The organism is Sorangium sp. So ce296, assembly GCF_051529605.1.
Classification (GTDB): Bacteria; Myxococcota_A; Polyangia; order Polyangiales; family Polyangiaceae; genus Sorangium; species Sorangium cellulosum_D.
Genome location: NZ_CP150325.1, coordinates 11,716,833 through 11,738,536, shown reverse-complemented (window position 1 = coordinate 11,738,536; position 21,704 = coordinate 11,716,833). Strand labels below are relative to the sequence as shown.

At 74.0% G+C, this 21,704-nt stretch carries 12 protein-coding genes; 6 read left to right on the top strand and 6 right to left on the bottom strand.

Annotated features, from left to right (window positions below; all coding sequences use genetic code 11):
• Window positions 1-367: 367 nt before the first annotated feature.
• From WME98_RS43310 to WME98_RS43295, 4 genes are all read left to right on the top strand, one after another.
• On the top strand, window positions 368-1,411 hold the full coding sequence (locus WME98_RS43310; protein ID WP_437947490.1) for a hypothetical protein: 1,044 nt from the start codon (window positions 368-370) through the stop codon (window positions 1,409-1,411).
• Window positions 1,412-1,759: 348 nt separating this feature from the next.
• Window positions 1,760-5,830 (top strand): serine/threonine-protein kinase, encoded by a 4,071-nt coding sequence (locus WME98_RS43305; protein WP_437947489.1) that lies wholly within the window; start codon window positions 1,760-1,762, stop codon window positions 5,828-5,830.
• A gap of 90 nt (window positions 5,831-5,920) precedes the next feature.
• Window positions 5,921-6,601 carry an OmpH family outer membrane protein gene (locus WME98_RS43300; RefSeq protein WP_437947488.1) on the top strand — a complete coding sequence of 227 codons (681 nt, stop codon included), beginning with the start codon at window positions 5,921-5,923 and terminating at the stop codon, window positions 6,599-6,601.
• A 56-nt stretch (window positions 6,602-6,657) separates the two neighbouring features.
• Window positions 6,658-7,833 (top strand): hypothetical protein, encoded by a 1,176-nt coding sequence (locus tag WME98_RS43295; protein WP_437947487.1) that lies wholly within the window; start codon window positions 6,658-6,660, stop codon window positions 7,831-7,833.
• A gap of 67 nt (window positions 7,834-7,900) precedes the next feature.
• Here the strand turns inward: WME98_RS43295 and WME98_RS43290 are convergent, their stop codons facing one another.
• Both WME98_RS43290 and WME98_RS43285 read right to left on the bottom strand, forming a co-directional pair.
• Complete coding sequence (locus WME98_RS43290; protein WP_437947486.1) at window positions 7,901-9,049, bottom strand: hypothetical protein; 1,149 nt, start codon at window positions 9,047-9,049, stop codon at window positions 7,901-7,903.
• Window positions 9,050-9,194: 145 nt separating this feature from the next.
• Entirely contained in the window at window positions 9,195-11,300 is a 2,106-nt protein-coding gene (locus WME98_RS43285; RefSeq protein WP_437947485.1) for a hypothetical protein, read from the bottom strand.
• A gap of 64 nt (window positions 11,301-11,364) precedes the next feature.
• On the opposite strand from WME98_RS43285, the gene WME98_RS43280 reads away from it, so the two are divergent.
• Together WME98_RS43280 and WME98_RS43275 are read left to right on the top strand one after the other, a co-directional pair.
• Window positions 11,365-11,799, top strand: coding sequence for a hypothetical protein (locus WME98_RS43280; protein ID WP_437947484.1), 435 nt, complete (start codon window positions 11,365-11,367; stop codon window positions 11,797-11,799).
• A 79-nt stretch (window positions 11,800-11,878) separates the two neighbouring features.
• On the top strand, window positions 11,879-13,327 hold the full coding sequence (locus tag WME98_RS43275; protein ID WP_437947483.1) for a hypothetical protein: 1,449 nt from the start codon (window positions 11,879-11,881) through the stop codon (window positions 13,325-13,327).
• A gap of 987 nt (window positions 13,328-14,314) precedes the next feature.
• Here the strand turns inward: WME98_RS43275 and WME98_RS43270 are convergent.
• The 4 genes from WME98_RS43270 to WME98_RS43255 all read right to left on the bottom strand — a co-directional run bounded on the left by WME98_RS43270 (window position 14,315) and on the right by WME98_RS43255 (window position 21,703).
• Window positions 14,315-15,628 carry a neprosin family prolyl endopeptidase gene (locus WME98_RS43270; protein WP_437947482.1) on the bottom strand — a complete coding sequence of 438 codons (1,314 nt, stop codon included), beginning with the start codon at window positions 15,626-15,628 and terminating at the stop codon, window positions 14,315-14,317.
• Between the two features lie 444 nt (window positions 15,629-16,072).
• Window positions 16,073-16,654, bottom strand: coding sequence for a hypothetical protein (locus WME98_RS43265; protein WP_437947481.1), 582 nt, complete (start codon window positions 16,652-16,654; stop codon window positions 16,073-16,075).
• Window positions 16,654-19,413, bottom strand: a complete 2,760-nt coding sequence (locus WME98_RS43260; RefSeq protein WP_437947480.1) for a type VI secretion system Vgr family protein — start codon at window positions 19,411-19,413, stop codon at window positions 16,654-16,656. Before WME98_RS43260 ends, WME98_RS43265 begins: the two co-directional genes overlap by 1 nt.
• 16 nt (window positions 19,414-19,429) lie before the next feature.
• Window positions 19,430-21,703, bottom strand: coding sequence for a type VI secretion system Vgr family protein (locus WME98_RS43255; protein WP_437947479.1), 2,274 nt, complete (start codon window positions 21,701-21,703; stop codon window positions 19,430-19,432).
• Window position 21,704: the final 1 nt, after the last annotated feature.

Here is a 21,704-nt window from a genome sequence, read left to right as displayed (position 1 = left end):
CCGCGCAGCGCCGGCCGAACGGCCCGCGCTGTCGGCGGAGAGCGCGCGCGCGCTCGTCGCGCGCCGTTTGGCCGCTGTTACGGACAGCGTGCCTCGATTGCCATGAATACGGCCACGTTCGCTCGATGGACCGCACGATAGCCACATACGTACGCTGGCCAGAATCGTCACAGATTCGGATCTCGGCCGCTCGCAAATCACGCCAACGAGCCCATTACGCATCATCCTCCTCGATTATCACGCTGCGTGGGACTCGCCGGGCTCGAGATTGCGCGCCAAAGAAGCGTCATGAGCTCTTGACGCGCTATGCCTCGAGAGCTCTCAATGGCCGCCGCCAACAGCCCATCAGCGGAGCCATCGAACCGGAATGCCACGCTTCTCTCTCTGCAAGATTGTTTTCGCCACTCTCCTGCTCAGCGCGCCCGCGCCGGCCGCGGAGCCGGCGCGCCGCACGCTGCGGATGCATTACAGCGAGGATCCGCGGGCGGCGTCGTGCCCGGGAGAGGGCGCGCTGCGCGAGCAGGTCCGGCGGCGCACGGGTTACGATCCCTTCCGCGACGACGCGCCCGAGGCGGTCGACGTGGCGATCGCGCCTCGCGGCGCGGCGCTGGTCGCCACCCTCACGTACCGGGACGAAGATGGCAGGGAGTCCGCCCCGCGCGATTTCAACGTTCCGAGCGGCGACGCCGCCTGCGCGCTGCTCACGAGCTACGTCGCGCTCTCGATCGCGTTCACGCTGACGCCGTTCTGGCGCGACGAGCAGGTCCCCGCGACGGCGCCGCCTCCCCCCGAGCTCGCGCCGCCTCCGGCCCCGCCGCGGCCGCGCGCGCCGCCGGCGCGCCCGCTCCCCGCGACCGAGCCCGCCGGGCGCCGGAGCGCGATCCGGGGCGGCACCGGCATGTTCGCCCAGATCGGGCTGACCGATCAGCTGGTCGGCGGCGTCTCCTGGTTCTGCGAGGCGCGCTGGTCGGACCGCCTCTCCGTCGGTCTCGAGGTCCAGGATGCGTTCCTCCCGCTGAGCGCAGGCCCGAGCGAGGGGGGATGGAGCCTGGGCGCCTCGAGCGCCGGCCGGCGCTCGGACGGGCAGCCGGTGCACACCCGCATGCTCGTGACGACCGCGCTCGTCCCCTGCCTCCACACGAACGACCTGCTCGCCACCTGCACCGTCGTGGAGCTCGGCGTGCTGACGCTCGCCGGGCAGCCCGGCGGCCAGAGCGGGCTGCTCCTTGTGTTCGTGGCGCTGGGGCTCCGCACCGGGGTCGAGCTCGCGCTGAACGACCGGCTCTCGCTCTCGACCCACCTCGAGCTCCTCACGGCCGTGAGGCTTCAGAAGGCCCCCCCCCCCATCGATGTCCTGAGGGCTCCTCATCTGAGCGCGTCCGTGGGCGCCGGGGTGATCGCGGCGTTCTGAGCGCGCCGGTCGGCGCGAGCGCGCGCGGCGGCTCCGGCGCACGAAAAGGAGCGCGGGAGGCTTCCGGCAGGGCTCATGACGGTGAGGACGGCGCGGCGGCACGGATTGTGGCTGGAATTTTCGACCACCGGCCCGGTCGTCGACGCGCGCGCTCGGGCGCCGCGCGGCGCGCGGCGGGGCGGGGCGCGCGCCGGCCCAGGTCGCCCGCCGGCGCGCGCCCCGCGGCGCAGAACGCCTTCTCTCTGGCACGAAGCCGCGAAATTCGCGTAGCCTTTCCTGACGGTGCTCCCGGAGTTCACCGATCCGACCGACCGCTTCATGATCGAAGCCCGCAGCCGAAGCGGCGGCATGGGCGATATTTTCAAGGGCACCGATCAAACCACCGGCGCCCCGGTCGCGATCAAGGTCCTGCGCGCCGCCGCGTCGCCCCAGGAGCGCGCCCGCTTCGCGCGCGAGATCGCGATCCTCGCCGATCTGCGGCACCCGAACATCGTCCAGTACATCGCGCACGGCACCTGGCTCGACGGGCGCCTCTTCTTCGCGATGGAGTGGCTCGACGGCGAGGACCTCGGGCAGCGCCAGCGCCGCGCGCCGCTCGGCCTGCGCGACTCGGTGGAGGTCGTCCGGCGCAGCGCGGCCGCCATGGCGGCCATCCACGCGCGCGGCGTCGTCCACCGCGACCTCAAGCTCTCCAACATCTTCCTCGTCCGCGGCAAGGGCACCGCGATCAAGCTGATCGACTTCGGCGTCGTCAAGCTCGCGACCCCGGACGACTGCCCCACCGAGCGCGGCACGATCATCGGCACCCCGCACTTCATGGCGCCCGAGCAGGCGCGCGGCGAGCCCGTGGACGCGCGGGCCGACGTCTACTCGCTCGGCTCCGTGCTGTTCCGCCTGGTCACCGGCAGGAACGTGTTCGAGACCGAGCACGCGATCGCCCTGCTCGGCCGCCTCGTGCTCGAGGACCCGCCGCGCGCGCAGCAGATCCGCTTCGACGTGCCGGAGGCGCTCGACGAGGTGATCACGCGCGCCATCGCCCGCGATCGCGAGCTGCGGTACGAGAACGGCGGCGAGCTGGCGCGCGCGCTCGCGCGCGTCGGGGAGCTCAACAACGACCCCCCCGCGACCGACAGGTCCGCGTCGGCGATCCGCCGCGCGGCGGCGCCGGAGGTCCGGTCGGGCCCGGCGAGCCCCGCCGGGCCGAGCGACGAGCGGCCGCAGGTGCGCCTCGCGACGAGCGAGCGGCGCGTGGTCGCGTGCGTGCTCTTCGAGCTCGGCGCCGGCCCGCTTCGCCCCGAGGTGGACGCCGCGCTCCGCGAGGTCCTCGGCGACGACGCGCGGCTCGAGCCGCTCCTCAGCGGGAAGATGGTCGCGGTGCTCGGGGTGGAGCGCTCGCGCGGGGACGAGGCGATGCGCGCCGCGCGGGCGGCGCTGACCGTCGCCAGGTCGACGCCGGGCGCGCGGGTCTCGGTCGCGGTCGGGCACGCGGTCCGCGGCCGCGCGAACCTCGCCGGCGAGGCGCTCGAGCGCGCGGCGCAGCAGCTGGAGTCCGCGGTGCCCGGCGAAGTCCGCATCGACGGGTACGCGACCGCGGCGCTCGAGGGGCGGTTCGTGGTGCAGGAGGACGCGCGCGGCGGCGTGCTCCTCCACGAGGACGCGGCCGGCTTCGACGCGCGCAAGCTCCTCGGGCCCCCCACGCCGACCATCGGGCGCGAGCACGAGATCGCGCGGCTCCAGGGCATCTACAGCGACATCGCCGAGGACGCGGTCCCGCGCGCCGCGCTCGTGACCGGCCCGGCCGGCATCGGCAAGAGCCGCGTCCGCGCCGAGCTGATCCAGCGCCTCGACATGGCGCCGCACGCGCCGGTCATCCTGCTCTGCCGCGGCGATCCGATGAGCCAGGGGTCGGGGCTCTCCGGCCTCGGCCGCGCCCTGCGCGCGCTCATGGGCATCCACGACGGCGAGCGCCTCGACGAGCAGGTGCAGAAGGTGAACGCCCACGTGGCGGTGCGGCTGGCCCGCCCGCTGCGGTTCCTCGCGGGCTTCATCGGGGAGCTCGCCGGCGTGCCCTTCCCCAACGACGGCAACGAGCCGCTGCGCGCCGCCCGCGAGAGCCCGCAGCTCATGGAGTCGCGCACGCGGATGGCGATCGAGGCGTTCTTCCGCTCGAAGTCCGAGAGCACGCCGCAGATCCTGGTCATCGAGGACATGCACTGGGCCGACAGCACCACCGTCGAGCTCGTCGACTGGCTGCTCGGCTGCGCCGACCTCCGCTTCGGGGTCTTCGGCTTCGCGCGCCCCGAGCTCGCGAGCCGGTTCCCCTCGCTGTGGCAGGAGCGCAACGTGACCCGCGTCGCGCTCTCCCCGCTGTCGCCGCAGGCCGCCGATCGCCTCGTGGCGACCGCCCTCCCCCAGGCCGACCCGGCCACGCGCGGCGCCATCGTGCAGCGCGCCGGCGGCTACGCGCTCTTCCTGGAGGAGCTCATCCGGCACGCGGCCGAGGGGCGCGACGACGTGCCGCTCAGCGTACAGGCGCTCGTGCAGCACCGCGTCGATCGCATGTCGAGCGGGGTGCGCGAGGTGCTGCGCGCCGCGTCCGTCTTCGGCCCGGTCTTCTGGACGGCGGGCGTCGAGGCGCTGCTCGAGCGCGCCGTGGGCGCGGAGCTCGCCGAGCTCGAGGCGGGCGAGATCATCGCGCGCCAGCTCGAGCCGCGCGTCGCCGGGCACGCGCAATGGACGTTTCGACAGTCGCTCGTGCGCGACGCGGCGTACGCCTCGATCCTCGAGGAGGACCGCGCCGCGCTCCACCGCGCCGCGGCCGCGTGGCTCGAGTCCGCGGGCGACGTCGACCCGGGGCTCGTCGCGCGCCACGCCGAGGCCGGCGGCGAGAAGACGCGGGCCGCGCTGCTCTACGCCCGGGCGGCGCGGGCCGCGGTGGCGAGCGGCGAGGAGCTCGACGCGGCGCTCGATCTCGCGACGCGCGGGCTCGCCTGCGGGGCCGAGGGGACGACGCGCGCGACGCTCCTCGTCCACCGGGGCGAGGTGTGCGAGCTCCTGGGCCGCGCCCCCGAGGGGCTCGACGCGGCGGAGGAGGCCGCGCGCCTCGCGCTGCCCGGCTCGGACCTGTGGGGCGAGGCGCAGCTGCTCGCGGTGCGGTGCATGATCGCGGCCGGCCAGAGCGCCGAGGCGGACGCGCGCGCCGCCTCCGCGCTCTCGCCGCAGTTCGCGGCGGCGCTCTCGCCGCAGATCCGCGCGACGCTGCTCGCGTCGCGCGTGCGCGCCCTCGTGGACCTGAGCCGGCCCGCCGAGGCGCTCGGCGCCGCGGAGGCGGCGGTCGAGGTCGCGCTCGCGAGCGGCTCGACGGCCGCGCTCCTCCACACCCGGGAGGCGCACCTCGCCGCGCTGATGCACGTCGGCGACCTGTCCGCCGCGGCCTCCGCGGGCGCGTCGCTCGTCGCGGACGCCGACGCCGAGGGCGACGCCGTCATCGCGGCCAAGGCGCGCCTGAACACCGGGTCGGTGCTGAACCAGCTCGGCCTGTTCGAGGAGGCGCAGGCGCTGCTCGAGCGCGCGCTGCACGGCGCGCGGAGCCGGAAGCTCCGGGCGCTCGAGGGCTTCGCGCTCCACAACCTCGGCATGTCGTACGCGCGGCTCGGCAACATCGAGGAGGGCATCGCGCACGAGCGCCAGGCGGGCCGCATCGCCGACGAGTGCCACGTCGCGCGCCTCAGGATCGCCGGCCGGCTGTACGAGGCGATCTTCCTCGTCTGGCGCGGCGCGCCCGGCGACTACGGCACCGCCCACTCGATCGCGCGCTGGCTCTGCGAGGAGACCGCGCGCCACGCGACCGCGCTGCAGGCGATGGCGAGCTTCGCGCTCGCCCGCGTCCAGCTGGCGCGGCGCGAGCTCCGGGCCGCGGTCGACGCCGCGCGGGAGGCCGCGCGCCACCTGGAGGGCGGGCCGATCGAGGAGTGGAACGACGCGATCCGCCTCACGCTCGTGGAGGCCCTCCTCGCGGCCGGGGAGGAGCGCGAGGCGCACGCGGCGCTCGACGCCGCGTTCACCGCCCTCCGCGCGCGCGTCGACGCCCTCCGCGATCCCCGCCACCGCGAGGCGTTCCTGCGCGGGAGCGACGACGTCGGGCGGCTCATCGCCCTCGCCCGCGAGCGCCTCGGCCGCTCGCTGCCCGCGGCCTCGGCGGCGCACGCGGCGGACGCGTCCGTCCATCGCGCCGCTGCAGCGCCGTCGCGGGGCAAGGGCGCGACGAAGACCGCCAGCGCCGTCTCGCGGAAGGATCGCGCCGACGCGCCGGGCGGCGACCCCGCGGGGCAGCGCGGCGCGGGGCCGGCGCAGGGCAAGGAGGCGCACGGCGACGGCGCGGCGGCTCCGGCGCGCGAGAAGGGCGCGCCACGTTCTTGACGTTGGGTGGCCAGGTAGCTAAGGCCATGCCCGATGCAAGACAACGCTCCTGAGCGGCCCTCCGCGCGCTGTTCCACGCTCTCCAGCTCCGTGCGTTCGGCCGACGCGAGCCGGTGTGCTGCGCCCCCTGCCCGCCGAGCCGCGGGCCGGCGCCCCGCGGCGCGCCTCCTGCCGCTGCTCGCCGCTGTGGCGCTGGGCGGGGCGGCGCTCCTGTCGTCCGCGCCCGCGTCGGCGCAGTCGAAGATCGCCGTCGTCGACGTGCGCCGCGCCATGCTGGAGACGGAGGAAGGGCTCCGCGTCCAGGCGACGCTCAAGAAGCTGTTCGACAGCCGCCAGGTCGAGCTCGACACGAAGCAGCGCGCGCTCGCCGACGAGCGCGACAAGCTCGACAAGGAGGCCCAGGCGGGCAAGACGCCGAAGGACGCGCTCCAGCGCCGGTTCGAGACGTGGCAGCGCCAGGCCGCCGAGCTCCAGTCGACGATGGTCGACTACCAGCGCGAGATGCAGCGCAAGGAGAGCGAGCTGACCACGCCGATCCTGCAGAAGGTCCTCGGCCTGCTCCGCCGCCTCGCCGCGCAGGAGGGGTACGACCTCATCCTCGACAAGTCGGCCGCGCCCTATTACCGCGCCGATCTCGAGCTCACCGATCGCGCCATCCAGATGTACAACAGCGGGCAGGTCGGCGACGCGGCGCCCGCGAAGGGCGCGCCGCCGGCCAAGGGCGCGGCGCCCGCGGCCCCGGCGAAGCCGGCCGCGCCGGCCAAGAAGTAACCGAGCCGCGTCGGCCCTTGGAGCGGCGCGCGCCGCTCCGTCGGGGAGGTGATCCGGTGAGCTCTTCTCTCGTCGGCCGGGGAGCGCGCCTCGCGGCCTGGATCGGGCTCGGCGCCGCGGGTGCCCTCGCCGCACCCACGGCGTGCCTGTACCCCGACTACACCTTCGATGAGCCGGAGCCCTCGGGGAGCGCCGGCACGGGCGGTGGGGCCGGCGCGGAGGACTGCTCGAACGGCGCCGACGACGACGGCGACGGGCTTGTCGACTGCGCGGACCCTGCGTGCGGCGACTTCGTGTGCACGACGGCCGTGCCGGAGGGCTGGAGCGGCTACTTCGCGCTGTTCGACGGGGAGCCCTCGAGGGACCCGGGCTGTCCCGACGCGTTCGCCGCGGGGGAGCCGTTCATCGGCAACCGCGGCCTGTTCGCGCCGCCGGCGAGCTGCACGTGCTCGTGCGGCCCCGTGCAGGGGCAGCGGTGCGCGGCGCTGGAGAACATCGCGATCAGCGTGAGCGACGCGCCGTGCGATTCGCCCTGGGTTTGCGCCTGGAACCTGGAGCCCATCCCCGGCTGGATGCCGGATCAGTGCGCCGGGCCCGACGGCGTCTTCGGCGGCGGGGCGGCCTGCGAGCCGGCGGAAGACCTGTGCGATGCGAGCGCCGAGGCGCACCCGTGCGTCGTGTCGGTCTCCGCGGAGCCGCTCGGCGCGACCGGGGGGAGCTGCACGCCGAACCCCGTGCAGATCGACGCGCCGCCTCCCCGATGGACGGGGCTCGGGCGCGCGTGCCCCGCGCCGCCGGCTGGCCAGGGCTGCAACGTCGGCCGGGTCTGCGTGCCCAGGCCGGGCGCGCCGTTCGAGGGCGGGCTCTGCATCGCGAAGGACGGCGACAACGCCTGCCCGCCGGGCGCGTACACCGAGAAGCACGTGTTCTTCACCGAGATCGAGGACGACCGCGCCTGCAAGGACGACTGCTCGTGCGGCGATCCGTCGAACGGCACGTGCCGGACGACGATCGCCCTCTACGCCGACAACGCGGAGGACACGTGCGAGACGCCGGTGGTCGAGGTCCTCGCTGGCGGGTGCGAGAACGTCGAGGGAAACCCCACGATCGTCGGGCGCAAGGTGACGTCGGCGACGCCCACCGGGGGCGCGTGCGCGCCGAGCGGCGGCGCTGCGACGGGGACGGCGCGGGGCGCCGCCCCGAGGACGTTCTGCTGCCAGAGCCAGGGCTGAGGGGCCCGGAGGGCGCCGACCGGCCCGCGGGCGCCGAGGCGACCCGGCCGGAGCGGCCCCGGCGGCCTCAGAACCTGCCGGCGACGCTGAGGCCCGCGAGGTCGGCGCCGGGCGCCCGCGGCAGGACCTCCGCGCGGCGCAGGCGCCCGCCGGCGCTCCGCCGCGCCGCGGACCGGGCAGCGGCGGCGCTCGAGTCCGGCTCGGCGGCGGCGCCCGCGGCCGGCTCGGCGGCGCCGCCGCTGCTCGTCGCGAGCAGGACGATGCCCGCGGCGACGGAGGCGACGCCGAGCCCGATCGCCGCCTCGGCGACGCCTGTGTAAAGCCGGCCTCGGTCGGCGGTGGGCCTGGCCGAGGGAGGGCAGCTCCTGTCGCCGCCGCACAGCGCGTCGAGATCGCTCAGCGTGCCGGCGCGGAGGCCGAGGAAGACGCCGCCCGCGGCGCCGAGCGCGATCCCGGCGCCGAGCGCCACGAGGCCCGGCACCTTCGACGGCTGCCCCGCCGCCGGCGCTCCGTTCGCCGTCGCCGCCGTCGCCGCCGGCGCTCCCGGCGGCGGCGCGCCCGCGGTGGGCGCGGCGGCCGCCGGCGGCTCGGCGATCGTGATCTCCACGGTCTTCGCGTGCCCCTCCTCGAGCGTGACCGTCTCCCGCACCACCTCGCGGCCGCCGATCCGGGCGGCGACCACGTGCGGCCCGGGGTCGACGGGGATGTCGCCGCTCATCTCCGCGGCGCCGAGCGCGGTGCCGTCGAGCAGGATCGTCGCGGTGAGCGCCCCCGCGCCGCGCCGGATCGCGAGCCTCGGGACGCGCGCCTCGAGATCCTCGATCCGCGCGCCGACGTTCGCGGTGACGTCGTTCGCCCTCGGATCGCCCGCGGCCGCGGCCGCGGCCATGCGGTAGTTGCCGAGCGCCGAGACGAGCTTGCCGAGCCGCGCCTCGCACTCGGCGATGTTGAACAGCACCTGCGGCGTGCGCCGCACGCTCGCGACCGCCTGGAACCTCGCGAGCGCCGCGGCGCAGTTGTTCGCCGCGCTGAGCGCGACGCCCTCCTGGAAGAGCACCCGCGCCGCCGCGAGCTCCTCCTTCGTCTGGGCCCTCGCCGGAGGCGCCGCGACCAGCGCGGCGCCGAGCGCCGCGGCCGCGAGGATCCGCCTGCCGGTCTTGCGAAGTCCGCCCTGGTCCATGATCCCCTCGCGGGCGCAGGGCCCCGCTCGGGCCATGGTCCCTCCATGGCGCGCGGCGCGGCAAGGCCGGCAGACCGCGCCGCCTGCGCGGCGCGACGGCTCGGCGCTGGAGTTCCTCCTGCTGCCGTGGCCCGCGCGACGAACGAGGCGCTCCGCGACGCCGCCCGCCCCCTCGCCTCGCTCACCCCGCGCGCCGGCGCGGCCGCGTCCAGCGCCCCGGCGCGCCCGAGGCGCGCGCGGCGATCGGCCGCCACGCCGCGATGGCCTCCTCCTGCGCCACCACGAAATCGTGCGGATCGAAGCGCACGAAGGCCCCGGTGCGGACGATGAGCTCGCGCTGGAGGTGCCGCCGCTCCGCCGGGGTCACCCGGCCCGCGTCGAGCTCGTCGAGCACGACCTCCGGCGAGTACGGTCGCCCGCGCCGGTACCGCGCGCCGAGATCCCAGCCCTGGCAGCGCTCCATCCAGAACGCACGCCAGCGCGCGGCGTCCACCGTGGGCAGCTCCACCAGCTCGGGCGCCGGCGCCGGCGGCAGATCGCGGGGGTCGCTCACCAGCTGCGCGAGCTTGAGCTCGCGGGGCTCGCCCACGTCGGGGTCGGGCGGATCGGCGACCACGATCTCCTCGTCCTCCACCGCGACCTCTTCCCACATCCCGGCGCCGGTGATCCGCTCCAGCGCGAAGGCCGCGGCGAGCTTCACCGCCTTGTCGCCGTCGCGGTCGAGCAGATCGATGAGCGGCGGCACCGCCGAGGCCGCGCCCGTCCAGCCCACGGCCGCGAGCAGTCCCTCGCGCGGCGCCTCGAAGGCGCGGGCGACGAGGTGCCGCGCGTCCGCCTCGTCGCCCGCGATCGCGAGCAGGAGCGCCGCCGCGTCGCCGCCCTCCGGCGCCTCGATCGCGCCGCGCAGCGCGATCGAGGCGTGCGGGTGGTCCGAGAGCGCCATGGCCGTCCAGGCGGCCTCGCGGAGCGCCGGGTCCTCGGCCGCGAGGGCCCGCTGGATCAGCTCGGGCAAGCGCTGGCTCGCCCCGCAGCCGAGGTGGTAGAGCGCCCGCGCGGCGACCGGGGCCGCCTCGTCCGAGGCCGCGGCGACGAGCTCGTCCTCGGTCGCGAGGCCGCGGTACGCGAGGACGTCGATCGCCATCGCGCGGACCAGCGGCTCGGGCTCGCGGAGCAGGCCGCGGAGCGCGAGCGGCAGGAGCTCGTGCGGTGCGAGCTTCAGGGCGGCGCCGAGCCCCTCGATGAACGCCTTGTCCCGGTCGCTCCGGAGCAGCGCGAGCTCGGCCGCGGCGAGCGCGTCGCGGCCCGCGAAGCAGCCGAGCACCATCGCGCTCGCGAAGGCCAGGCTCGGGTCCTTCACCGGGGCCTCGGCCACGAGCCGCGGCACGTGCTCGAGCGCCGGCGCCCCGATCGCCGCGATCACGTCGATGGCCGCCAGCATGCGCCGCTCGAGGACCAGCGCCCCGCGGAACGGGTCGCCGAGCAGCGGCGCCCGCTGCATGCCGACCATCGCGACCTCCTCGAAGCACTCGCGGGTGCGGGCGCGGAGGAAGGCGAGATCGTCGATCGCGGCGCCGATGTCGCGCGCGAAGCCCGGCGGCGGCGGGCGCGCGGGCGAATCGTCGTCGCGCCGCGCCGCGAGCGGCCGCGCCTCCGCCGCGGCGGGGAGCGCGCCGGGCGCGGGCGCCCGCTGCTTCAGCGCCTCGACGGCCGCCTTGAGCTCCTCGAACGTCTTCGGCCGCGCGATCGGCGGCGGCGGCTTGGCGACGAGCTCGGCCGGGGGCGGCTCCGGGACCTTGATCCTCGGCGCGAGCGACGCGCGCGGGACCGCGTGCAGCCGCGGCCGATCGCGGCTCGCCCGGATCGGCGGCGGGTCGAGCGGCGGCGCCGGGGGCACGGCGGCGAGCCGCGCCTCGGCGCGCTCGAGCCAGGCGCGCGCGCTCCGCAGCAGCTCGCCCACCGCCGCGAGGCCCGCCTCGAGCCCCGCCGCCTCGCCGACGGCCGCAGCAGCGCCGTCGACCGCCGCCGCGGCGGCGCGCACGGCCGCGACGCGATCGGCGCGGCCGTCGAAGGCGTCGTAGATCGCGCCGAGGGCGCGTTCCAGGGCGCGCGCGGGCCCGGTCAGGTCGGTGACCGGCTCGACGTCGTGCTCGAGCGACAGCGCCGCGCGGCGGAGCGCGGCGTGCGCGCTCTCGAGCGCGTCGTGGGCGAGCAGGTCCAGGCTGCCGGGAGCGGAGGGCTGCCCCTCCTGACCGCCGGGCGCGACGAAGGGCAGGTACGAGAAGGACACCCGCCATGGATACACCCACGCGGAGGAGGCCCCAAGCCGCGCGCTGAGGTAGCCTGGCCGCGCGATGAAGGATCCTGCGGAGGACGTCGAGGTCTACGCGACGCTGGCCGCCCGGCTCGCGGACCCGGGCGAAGACCGCGCGGCGCTCCTCGCGGAGCACGGGCTCGACGAGGCGGGGTGGGAGGCGCTCGACGACGCGTGGCAGGCGCGGCTCTCCGAGGCGGACGAGGACGACGGCGATGAGGTGGGCGTGCCGCCGCTCGTCGCCGCCTTCGCCGAGACGTTCGCCCGGGTCCAGCGCGGCCGCGCGAAGGGCGAGCTGTCGTTCGAGCGGTTCCTCGAGGCGGCGCGCGCGATGAAGCGGGGCACCGACATGGCGACGGTGCTGAGCCGGCTGGACCTGACGCTGGAGGACTACCTGAGCGCGCAGCAGCGATGGACCGCGGCGATGCTGGAGGACGACGAGCTCATGGCGCAGTTTCAGCGGGCGATGAGGTAGCGGGGATGGCCGCGGGGCGAGATCGGCCGGGGCGGCCGGCGCATCGCTGAGCGGCGAAGGGGCGTAGGCTCGGGGAGGCATGGTGGAGAGCGAGGGGCGCGAGGGGACGGTCCGATCGATCACGCTCGAGGAGCTCGCCGCCATCGCCGGGGCCCTCGAGGCGGGCTTGCCGCGGGACGAGGTGCTCGTCGGGGCGGGGCTCTCGGTCGAGGCGTGGGAGGCGGCGCGGGAGCGCTGGATGTCGAGGCTCGCCGCGCAGGCCGCCCGGGGGCAGCTGCGATCGAGCCAGCGGTACCTGGAGCTCGTCGCGGAGCAGAGGGGCCGCGCCGAGGCGAAGGCGCGGGACGCGCGCCGGAAGCTGGAGGGGCCGGTGCCGGTGGCGCCTGCGGCGCACCTCTCCCCGCTGCGGAGCGCGCCCCGGGACGGGGCGGCGCCGACGTCCGCCGCAGGCGCGGGCGGCGAGGCGGCTGCGCGCTCGCCGTGGGCCAGGATGGGCGCCGGCGCGCCGCCGGGGCCTGGCCGCGTGGAGGAGCCGGCGCTGGCGTCGGCCGTGCCGTCGCCGCCCCCGCCGGCCATGCCGCCGCCGGTGCCTGCGGTCACCCCCACGGCGAGCTCGGAGCCGCCGCCGACGGCGCCGAGGGGCGGCGTGACGCTCTTCGGCATGCAGGCGGTCGCGCCGCGCGAGGCGCTGCCCTTCCGTCGGGACGCTTCGAGCGCACCTCCGGCCGAGAGCGCCGCGACCCCGGCCGCAGCGAGCCTGAATGCCACGCGCATCGGGGCGGTCGGCCCGCTGTCGGCCGACAAGGCCTTGCCCTTCGCTCGCTCGGCCCCTGTCGCTCCGACCGACAAGGCCCTGCCCTTCTCGCGCCCCAGCCCTCCGCCTCCAGCCGACAACGCCCTGCCCTTCGCGCGCACGGGCCCTATCGCTCCGACCGACAAGGCCCCCCTGCCCTTCTCGCGATCCGCGCCTTCACCCCCGGCCGACAAGGCCCTGCCCTTCTCGCGATCCGCGCCTTCACCCCCGGCCGACAAGGCCCTGCCCTTCTCGCGATCCGCGCCTTCACCCCCGGCCGACAAGGCCCTGCCCTTCGCGCGCCCTGCCTCCTCGCCTCCAGCCGACAGCGCGCTTCCCTTCGCGCGCTCCGCCCCTGCGCAGCCCGTCCGTGACGAGACCGCGCCGCTGCCGCCTCAGCGCTCGTCGGGGAGCTGGGCCCTGCCCTTCCAGCAGCCGAGCTCCGCCTCCGGAACGCCCGCGAGCGCGTCGACCTCCCCGCCCGCCGCGCGGGCGCAGGCCGAGGTCGACGAGCAAGAGATGCGGCGCGTGGAGCGGATCACCCTCGGAGAGTACGCGCACATCTGCGCCGACCTGCGAGAGCGCCCGGGACACGAGCAGCAGATCCAGAGCCGTTACGGGCTCAGCCCGCAGGGCTGGGCCGCGCTCCACGCGATGTGGCACGAGCGCTTCCAGTCCAATCCGGCGCTCAAGGCGCGGTGGCAGGCGCTCATCGAGCAGAGCGCGCAGCGCTAGCACCCATCAGGAGTACGACCAGGGATCCCGAGAGAGAGCTCAACGCAAAGGCGCAAAGGCGCAAAGGCGCAAAGGCGCAAGAAGAACAAATGTTATGCATTCTGCGTCTTCACTCGGCATCTTTGCGTTAAAGTTTCTCTTCGCTCGCGAGGCAGATCGCGCTCGCTCCAGTGCGCGACGAGAAATGGGCGTTCCTCGTCGCTGAGCTGCAGACGATCTCGCTCGTCACCCTCGATCGTTATCGCGAGATCGTGCGTTCCGCCGGCCTGGAGGCGGCGCAAGCCGTCGAGCTCGGCGCGAGCACGGTGAAGACGGGCCGTACGGCGCGGGAGAGCATGAACGCCAACGAGACGGGAGATCGTCGTCCCCCCTTCGACAAGGCGGCTCACGGCGTCGAGGGCGCCGGAACCAGCTCGGGCGGCTTGCGGTTCGGGTCGGGAGGTGGCCCCTGGACATGCCGGCCGCAGCTGCGGCCCGGGAACCCTTCCGAGGCTCCGAAGCGGTCGCACGTGGGAGCGCCCATCGCCTTCGTGCACTCGGCGTCAGATACGCACGACCTGCAACGGCCCTCCAAGCAGAGATACGCCCCGCACGGGTTGAGCGTGGGGAGCGGCTCGCACGTCCGCCCGTACACCGGCCTCGACGCCGACGTCGCGGCGCAGCGACCCCGATCGCAAAAACCGTCACCGCACTCGCCGTCCTTCGTACAAGCTCGCTCCGGCACGTCCTGAGGCGGCCGCCGGGGCTCCTCTTCGACGACCGCCGCCGCGGGCGTGGCGGGCGGAGCCCCGGGCGGCGGAGGGCCGGGCGACGCGGCCCCCGCGGAGGCCGCCAGGGGCGGGTCTGCGCGCCCCACCGGATGCCCGGCGGGGCGCTCAGGCTTCTCTTGCGCCGCCGCACACGCGGTCAAGCCCGCGAAGACCAAGCAGGAAGCGTGCCAGAACAACGGGCGTCGGTGTCGGGCGCGCGGAGCCTTATCCATCGCAGCTAGTTGCACCCCACAGCATTACCACCAGGACCTCCAAGATAGAAGAAGCGATCCCACGGGGTAGCGCCCGTCGTCAATGCACTGCGGGTGTAACATGCAGTGTCGACGGGTCCCATGGCAAAGTGCACGCCCGGATACCAGCCGACTCCAAGCAAGTCTAGGTACGTGGGATTTCTCACATAGGAGGCAAACGCGTATCCAGCGGTATCGAATTGTCCGCTCCCCATGTCGGTCCACGTCCAATCGGTAGGCGTCGGATCATAGACTTCACCGTACCAAGCCGCTTCACATGCGCTGATACTCAGCAGGTTGAACAGGCTGGCTGGATAGTATCCGAGCCAGTTCCCGTTGTGCGCGACCCACCAGTTGCTGCTTGCGTCTTGAGAGATATCGAAACGACTCTCCTGCTGTGTTGCCAGCCCCGGCGTCGACGCGAGCACCACGGAGTTGGGGCCGTACGGGCGGCCCGCCGCGGGCACGAAGCCGGTGACGAAGGTGTCCCATCCACCCACGTTATTGCCGAATGTCGTGGGGCCATGCGTGAAGAACTCGACCTGAATGCGCGTCTGCGAGTTGCCAAAGTTGGCCCTGTCGCGAGACACCACCGCGCCGACCATCTCCAGCGTGGTAGGCTCGTTCCACCCGCGGCATAGGGTCGCCGCTTCAATCAGGGTCAAAGTTCCCGTCTCTACGTCGCCCTGGAACTGGTTGATCACGCCGGCGATCGCCTTGTTTGCAGCGGTCGTGCTGAGCCCGGCGTAAAGCCGATTCTGACCTGCCGGCTGCCCGCTCACCTGATAATTTTCGATGTAGTCTTGAAGTGACTGGGCGTCGGTCTCACCCATCACGTACACCGAGAAATCGGGCCTGTGGATCGGCGTCGTCCCCTTCGGTCCGCGTAGCTCTGGATAAGCTTCGAGCTCGGTGCGCGCGAGCTGGGCGCCGGACGCAGGGCGGAGGTCTTTCTCCGACCAGGGCGGCGGCGGCGGCGCGAGGCGCGCGCCGGGGATCGTGTCCGAATCCACCCAGTCGATGATGTCGCCCGAGTAGGCCTGGGTCGTCTCGACGATCCGATAGCCGCGGTATCGCTCGGCCAGGAGCTGATCCACCTCTGCTTGCCGCCGTTGCTGCTCCGGCGTGAGCTGAGGCGGATCGACCCGCCGCACGGCAGGCTCCGGCAAACGACTCGATGCCTCGAGATCCGCGACGCCGATACCTTCGGGCGGCGCGGAGCCGTCATCATCAGTCCCTGCGCATCCGGACAGAAGAGATGTAATCAACAATGGCAGGTATACGCGTGAGTCGGCTCTCATGTTCGCTCCTCTGCATCGTGGGCGCGTCGCCGCCGGGGCGGCAGGTCCAGGGGCCAGCGCGCGTCCTCCAAGCCCCGGCACGATCGAGCAAGCCATGCTGGCTGCCAGCCCGATGAAGGTGCAGCGCGCGTGCCATATCGGGACGCGTTGGTCCCTCGCTGCGCAGAAGCAATGAAACTGGATTAGTTCACCATCAGGGGACAAAACGGAGCGGAATCGAGCGCTTTCACCGCGCGCAGTGCGCCAGTCCCTCGGTCGAGCGCCCGCTCGGCTCGTGACATGTCACGGAACATTCGTGATATGTCACGGTAGATCGCGGCGGCGCCCCAGAGCGGCCGCTGGCCCGCCGCGCCGGGCCTGGGGAGCTCGCCGGCAAAGTGGCTAGGAATCCCTCGCGCGCTCGACGGCGCCCCCTCCGCCGCGAGCTCTCCCCGGCGAATCCCGTCAGTTCAACCGGAGCAGCCTCCCCACGATCCGGAACAACCCTCGCGAGGCGGCGCTGATCCGGCTGCCCACCACCTCGATGTCGCCGTCCTCGCGGATGCGGACCGCGCCCCGGCCGGAGCGGAGGAGCAGCTCCTGCTCGCCTTCGATCGTGATGGTCCCCGCTTTGAGGTGGAGCGCCTTCGGCCGCTGCGTCGTCAGGGCCCCGACGATCAGCGGCGGCTCGCCCTCGCAGAGCTCGACGAGCACCGCGTCGCCGCGGGCGTGCGCGTCGGCGATCACGTCGGGATCGACCTCGGGCGCGACCAGCGCCTCGACCTGCCCCGCCGCGCCCCGCACGACGATCCGCGCCTGCCGCCCCGCGACCGCGGCCACGCGCGCGGTCCGCATCGCGACGCCGAGCGGCTGCGCGCCCCGCGCCGGGAGCGGCGCCGCGACCTCCGCGGCCGGCTCGGCGAGCACGTCGTCCAGGGTCACGCGCGGCGCCCCAGACGCCCCCCCGGGCTCGCCCTCGGGCTCCAGCTCCTCCACCGCGGCCGGCGCGCCGGACCGCCCGGGATCCCCGTCGAACGAGGCCGCCATCACACCTCCGAGACCTTCTTCGGCAGCTGGATCTTCGGCGCCAGGAGCGCCACGAGCGGAGAGCTGATGGTGACGCCGCCGCCATTGATCACCACCTCGCTGGCGCCGCACTTGAACACGATGGCGCCCTTCGCCTCCACCTTGTGGAACGCCCCGATGAACGTCGCGGGCCCCACCGCCTGCACCACGTGCGAGCCCTTCAGCTTGTCGACGACCGCGCCGCCCACCATCGCCGTGCGCGAGCCGGTGATCGTCTCGCTCTCGCCCGCGTTGCTGAGGACCACGAGCCCCGTCGCCTTCTCGCTCTTCGAGCCGGTGACGCTCTCCGCGTAGCTGCCGAACGCGACCTGCACCGTCGCGGCGCCGACGTCGATCGTCTTCTTGCCGGTCACGTTGTTGTCGATGTCCCGGATCGCGCCGAGGATCTTCATCGAGCCCACGTCCTCCTTGTGGGTGCCCGCCACCTTCGCGGTCGAGTGCCCGGGCCCCTTCTCGCGATCGGTCGCGTCGACGCCGTCGACGTTGCCCTCCGGCCCGGCCGCGTTCGCCATCGACTCGCCGCCGCCGCCGGCCGCGTCCATGCCGAGCGCCGAGGCGAGCGCCTCCGGCTGGACGAAGACCCGCCCGGCCAGGCTGCTGTGCACCGCGTTCGAGGCGATCGACGCGAGCATGTTCGGAGGACCGGAGCCGCCCGGCGCGCCGCCGCCCCCGCCGCCCCCGCCGCCGCCTCCGCCCATCGAGGCCGCGAGCTGGCTCGCGCCTGGGATGCCCGACGCGCCCGCGATCATCGCCGGCATGCGGCCCATGTCCCCGCCGGCGACGGCCCGCATCGCGCCCGCGACCCCCTGCGCCTGCTGCGTCAGCGCGTTGATCGGCCCCATCACCTGGTTGATCGCGCCGTCGACCTGCCCCTGGATCGCCGAGATCGCGTTGTTGGCCATCACGCTCGCGAACTGCACCGCCGCCTGCGCCGCGAGCGCCAGCATCGCCTCGAGCGGGTTGCCGTCCATCTCGAACTGGTTGCCGCCCACCGTGGTCGTCGCGTTGCCCTTCGCCGTCACGGCCGACACCGCGTTCACCTCGAGGGTGCGGTTGCCGCCCACGCTGATCGTCTGATCCGCGCCCACCGTGTTCGACGAGCCCTTCGTGATCTTCGTCGTCTGGTTGCCGCCGACCTCGAGGGACGCGTTGTTCCCGACCACCGTGGTCTCGTTGTTGCCGATGTTCTTCTTGGCGTTGTTCGCGGCGGCCGTCTTCATGTCGTGCTGGGCGTGCACCATGATCTCCTCGGCGCCCGCCTTGTCCTCGAAGCGCACCTCGTTGGCGCCGCCGCCGCCCGGCGTGCTCGCGGTCCGGATCGCCGTGCGGGTCTTGCCCTCCGGCAGCGCGTACGGCGGCATGTACACGCCGTTGTAGAGGCGGCCGGTGACGATCGGACGATCGGGGTTCCCCTCGAGGAACTCGACGATCATCTCCCAGCCGATGCGCGGGAGCATCATCGAGCCCGACGTCTGGAGCTGCGCGACCCGCATCCAGCACGAGGCCTTGTCGTCGGCGACGTCGCTGCGATCCCAGTGGAACTTCACCTTGCAGCGCCCGTGCTCGTCGGTGTGGATCGCCTCGGGCTGCGCGCCGGCCGGCGCCACCACGGTCGCGGTCTGCGGCCCCTCGATGACCGGGATCGGGGTGACGCGCCGCGGCCTGTACTTCACGTCGGCCGGCACGAGGCGCGCCCGCGCCCTCGAGCGCGACGCGCCGCCCTCGCGCTCCTCGCCGTCGTCGTGGACGAAGGTGTGCGTCACCGCGAAGAGGAAGTACTCGCCGTCGAGCTCGCCGGCGTCCGTGAGCGTGAGCGTGTGGCCGACCGCGAGCCGCGGGCAGACCGCCTCGATCTCGATCGTGCGCCGCTCGACCTGCTCCTCCTCGAGCCGGATCTGCGCGAGCCGCTGCCCCTCGCTCGGCTCGAAATAGCCGCCTGGGTAGTCGTATCGCTCGAGCTCGGCGTGCTCGCTCGACGCCGCGCTCGCCGTGAGGTCGAGCTGCGGCCGCTCGAAGTCGAAGTCGCGGAGGACGAACTTGCCGGAGCGCACCCGCTCGAGCTCGCGGATCGCGTAGATCGCGTCGCGCTCGTCCGCCGCGCTCAGGCCCGTGCGCCGCCGGAACGGCAGCGCGGGGTCGCCCGGGATCGGCGCGGCGATGGCGCTGTCGTCGTCGAAGACGAGCAGCTCCCCGTCGGCGTCCACCTCGACGAAGCTGTAGATGCCCTCGTGCTCCATGAGCCGCGAGATGAACGCGAGCGCGCTCTCCTGGTACTGCACGCAGTACTCGCGCTTCGGACAGTCGCCGCTGAGCCGCCACTCGACCCGGGCGACCCCGTGCGCCTCGAGGACCTGCGCGACGATCTCCTTGGCGCTCATGTCCTGGAAGATGCGGGAGTCGACGCTGCGCGCGAGGAGCGCGAGGGAGGACACGACGCGCACGACGTAGCGCGCGCCGATCGCCTCCATGCCGAGCTCGGTGGAGCCGATCGAGGTCGCGGCCTCCACCGTGCCGGCGAGGACGCGCGGCGCCTCGCCGGGCGCGCCGAAGGAGAGCGCCGCGGGCTTGCCGATCATCGCGTCGAGCTCCTGGAACACGTGGAGGATCACCTCCACGTCGACCACGAGCGGCCTGCCCGCCTCGTGGATCGACTCGAAGCGGAGCACCCGGGCGGCGGGGACCTCGTCGATCGTGAAGTGCGCAATGGTCTCGCGTGCCACGTTCGCCTCCTGCTCCTCAGTTGTCGATCACGAGCGCCGCGGTGTCGGCGACGTCGCCGTCGAGCTTCGCGGACACGCCGAGGATCGCGACGCTCGCGGGCGTCAGCGACACGATCGACGCGCCCATCACCAGCGTGAGCGCGCCGGTCGCCTCGAAGACGACGTTGTTCGCCTTGACGAGGTGCGCGCCGCCCGCGAGCTCGGTGTAGGCGCCGAGCGAGCTCTCCACGCGATCCCCGTTGGCAACGTTGACGATCGCGCCGCCGACCTTCACGTTCATCGATCCGCCGACCTGGACGCCGCGCCCGGCCTTGACCGCGATCACCTTCGCGCCGGTCGCCGTCTCGCTCCGGTCGCCCTGGACCGTCACGGAGCGGTGGCCCAGCGCGAGCTCCACGAGCGCCGCGCCGACCTCGTGGTTGAAGCCGGCCAGGGTCTGGTCGGTGACCGACCCGACCACGAGATCGATCTGGTTGCCCGAGACGTTGAGCGCGCTGTCGCCGGCGACGTCGCGCTTGTGATCCCCGCCGATCTTCATGTCGCGGTTGCCGCCGATCGAGAGCGAGTGATCGCCGCCGATGTCGTCCACGTGGAAGGTCTCGACCTTCATCGCCTGGTTGCCCGCGACCGAGATCTTCTGGTTGGCCCCGACGCTGCTCGTCATGCTGTTCGTGACGTTGGTCGTCTGGTCCGCGCCGATCTTCTTCGCGTGGTTGTTGCCGATCGACTCGGTGGCGTTGTTCTTCACCTCGGTGGACATGTCCTTCGAGGCGTTGATGAACATCTCCTCGCCGCCCTTCGTGTCCGACGTCCGGAGCTCGTTGCTGCTGCCCCCGCCCGGCGTCGTCGCGGTCTGGAGCGAGCTCTTCCCGGCCTCCTTCGGCAGCGCGTAGGGCGGCGGCGTCAGCGCGTTGTACATGCGGCCCATCACGAAGGGCCGATCCGCGTCGCCCTCGACGTGGCGCACCGTGACCTCCCAGCCGACGCGCGGCAGCAGCATGGAGCCGCCGGTCGGCACCTGGCTCGTGCGGATCCAGCGGCTCGACGTGTCGTCCTTCTTGCCGGAGCGATCCCAGTGGAACGACACCTTCACCTGCCCGCTCGCGTCGGTGTGGATCTCCTGCCCCGAGGGCCCGGTCGTGATCGCGGTCTGCGCGCCCGGGATGACCTGCTCGCGGGCGCGGCGCGGGGGCCGGTAGCGCGTGGTCCCGGTCGGAACGCCCCAGAACTCGCAGGCCATCCGGACGTCGCGCGCGCCCTCCACGGCGGCGTCGCGGCCCGAGAGCTCGAAGTTCCGCGGCCGGCTCCCGGCGATGCGCGAGCGGACCACGAGGTACTCCTGGTTGAGCGGATCGTACGGGTGGCCCTCCACCGAGAAGCGCCGGCCCGGGAGCAGCGCGAGCGAGCCGGTCTCGCCGCGCACGACGTCGCGCTCGGCCTGCACCGCGTCGAGCAGCACCTTGGCGAGCCGCTCCGCCACGCTCACGTCGGCGGTGCGCGCCGGGTACTCGTAGATCTCCAGCGCGTGCTCCCCGGGGTCGCTGCTCTCGGCCGACGCCTCCAGCTTGAGCGAGGGCTTCTCCGGGTTGTAATCGCGGACGAACACCTTGTCGCTCCGCACCGAGACCTCGCGGGAGAGGCGCGCGACGCGATCCGCCGAGCCCGCGACGCCGAAGTCCTGGAAGAACGGGAGCGAGGTCGCGCCCTCGATGTCCTCGAGGCCGGCCTCTGCGTCGCTGAAGACGGCCACGTCCTGCTCGCCCTTCGTGTGGATCGCGAAGTAGATCCCCTCCTCGGCGAGGAGGCGGTGGACGAAATCGAGGTCCCGCTCACGGTACTGGACCGTGTAGACCCGCGCGGGGTGCGGCTCGGTCACGCGCCAGTCCTGCTGGCCCGCGGGCACGCCCGCGCCCTCGAGGACCTCCTTCACGATGTCGACCGCGCTCTTGTCCTGGAAGATCCGGCAGTCGGCGCGCTGCGCCAGGTTCCACAGCGCCGGCGCGACCTGGATCCGCAAGGTCGGCACGTCGTCCGGGTCGGGCAGGAGCTCGGCGAGCACGATGGTCCCCGCGAAGGAGCGGGTCTGCGTGTCGTCGCTGCGCGACAGCGTGAAGACCGCGCGCTTGCCGAGGACCTCCTTCGGCCTCGGGAGCGCCGCCGCGTCGTCGAGCAGCTCGCACTCGAGATGGGTGAGCTCCGAGAGCTGCTCGGAGAGCTCGAAGCGCAGCACCCGGTAGACCTTGCCCTCCACGCTGACGGAGGGGATCGCGAGGACATGATGGTCAGCCACT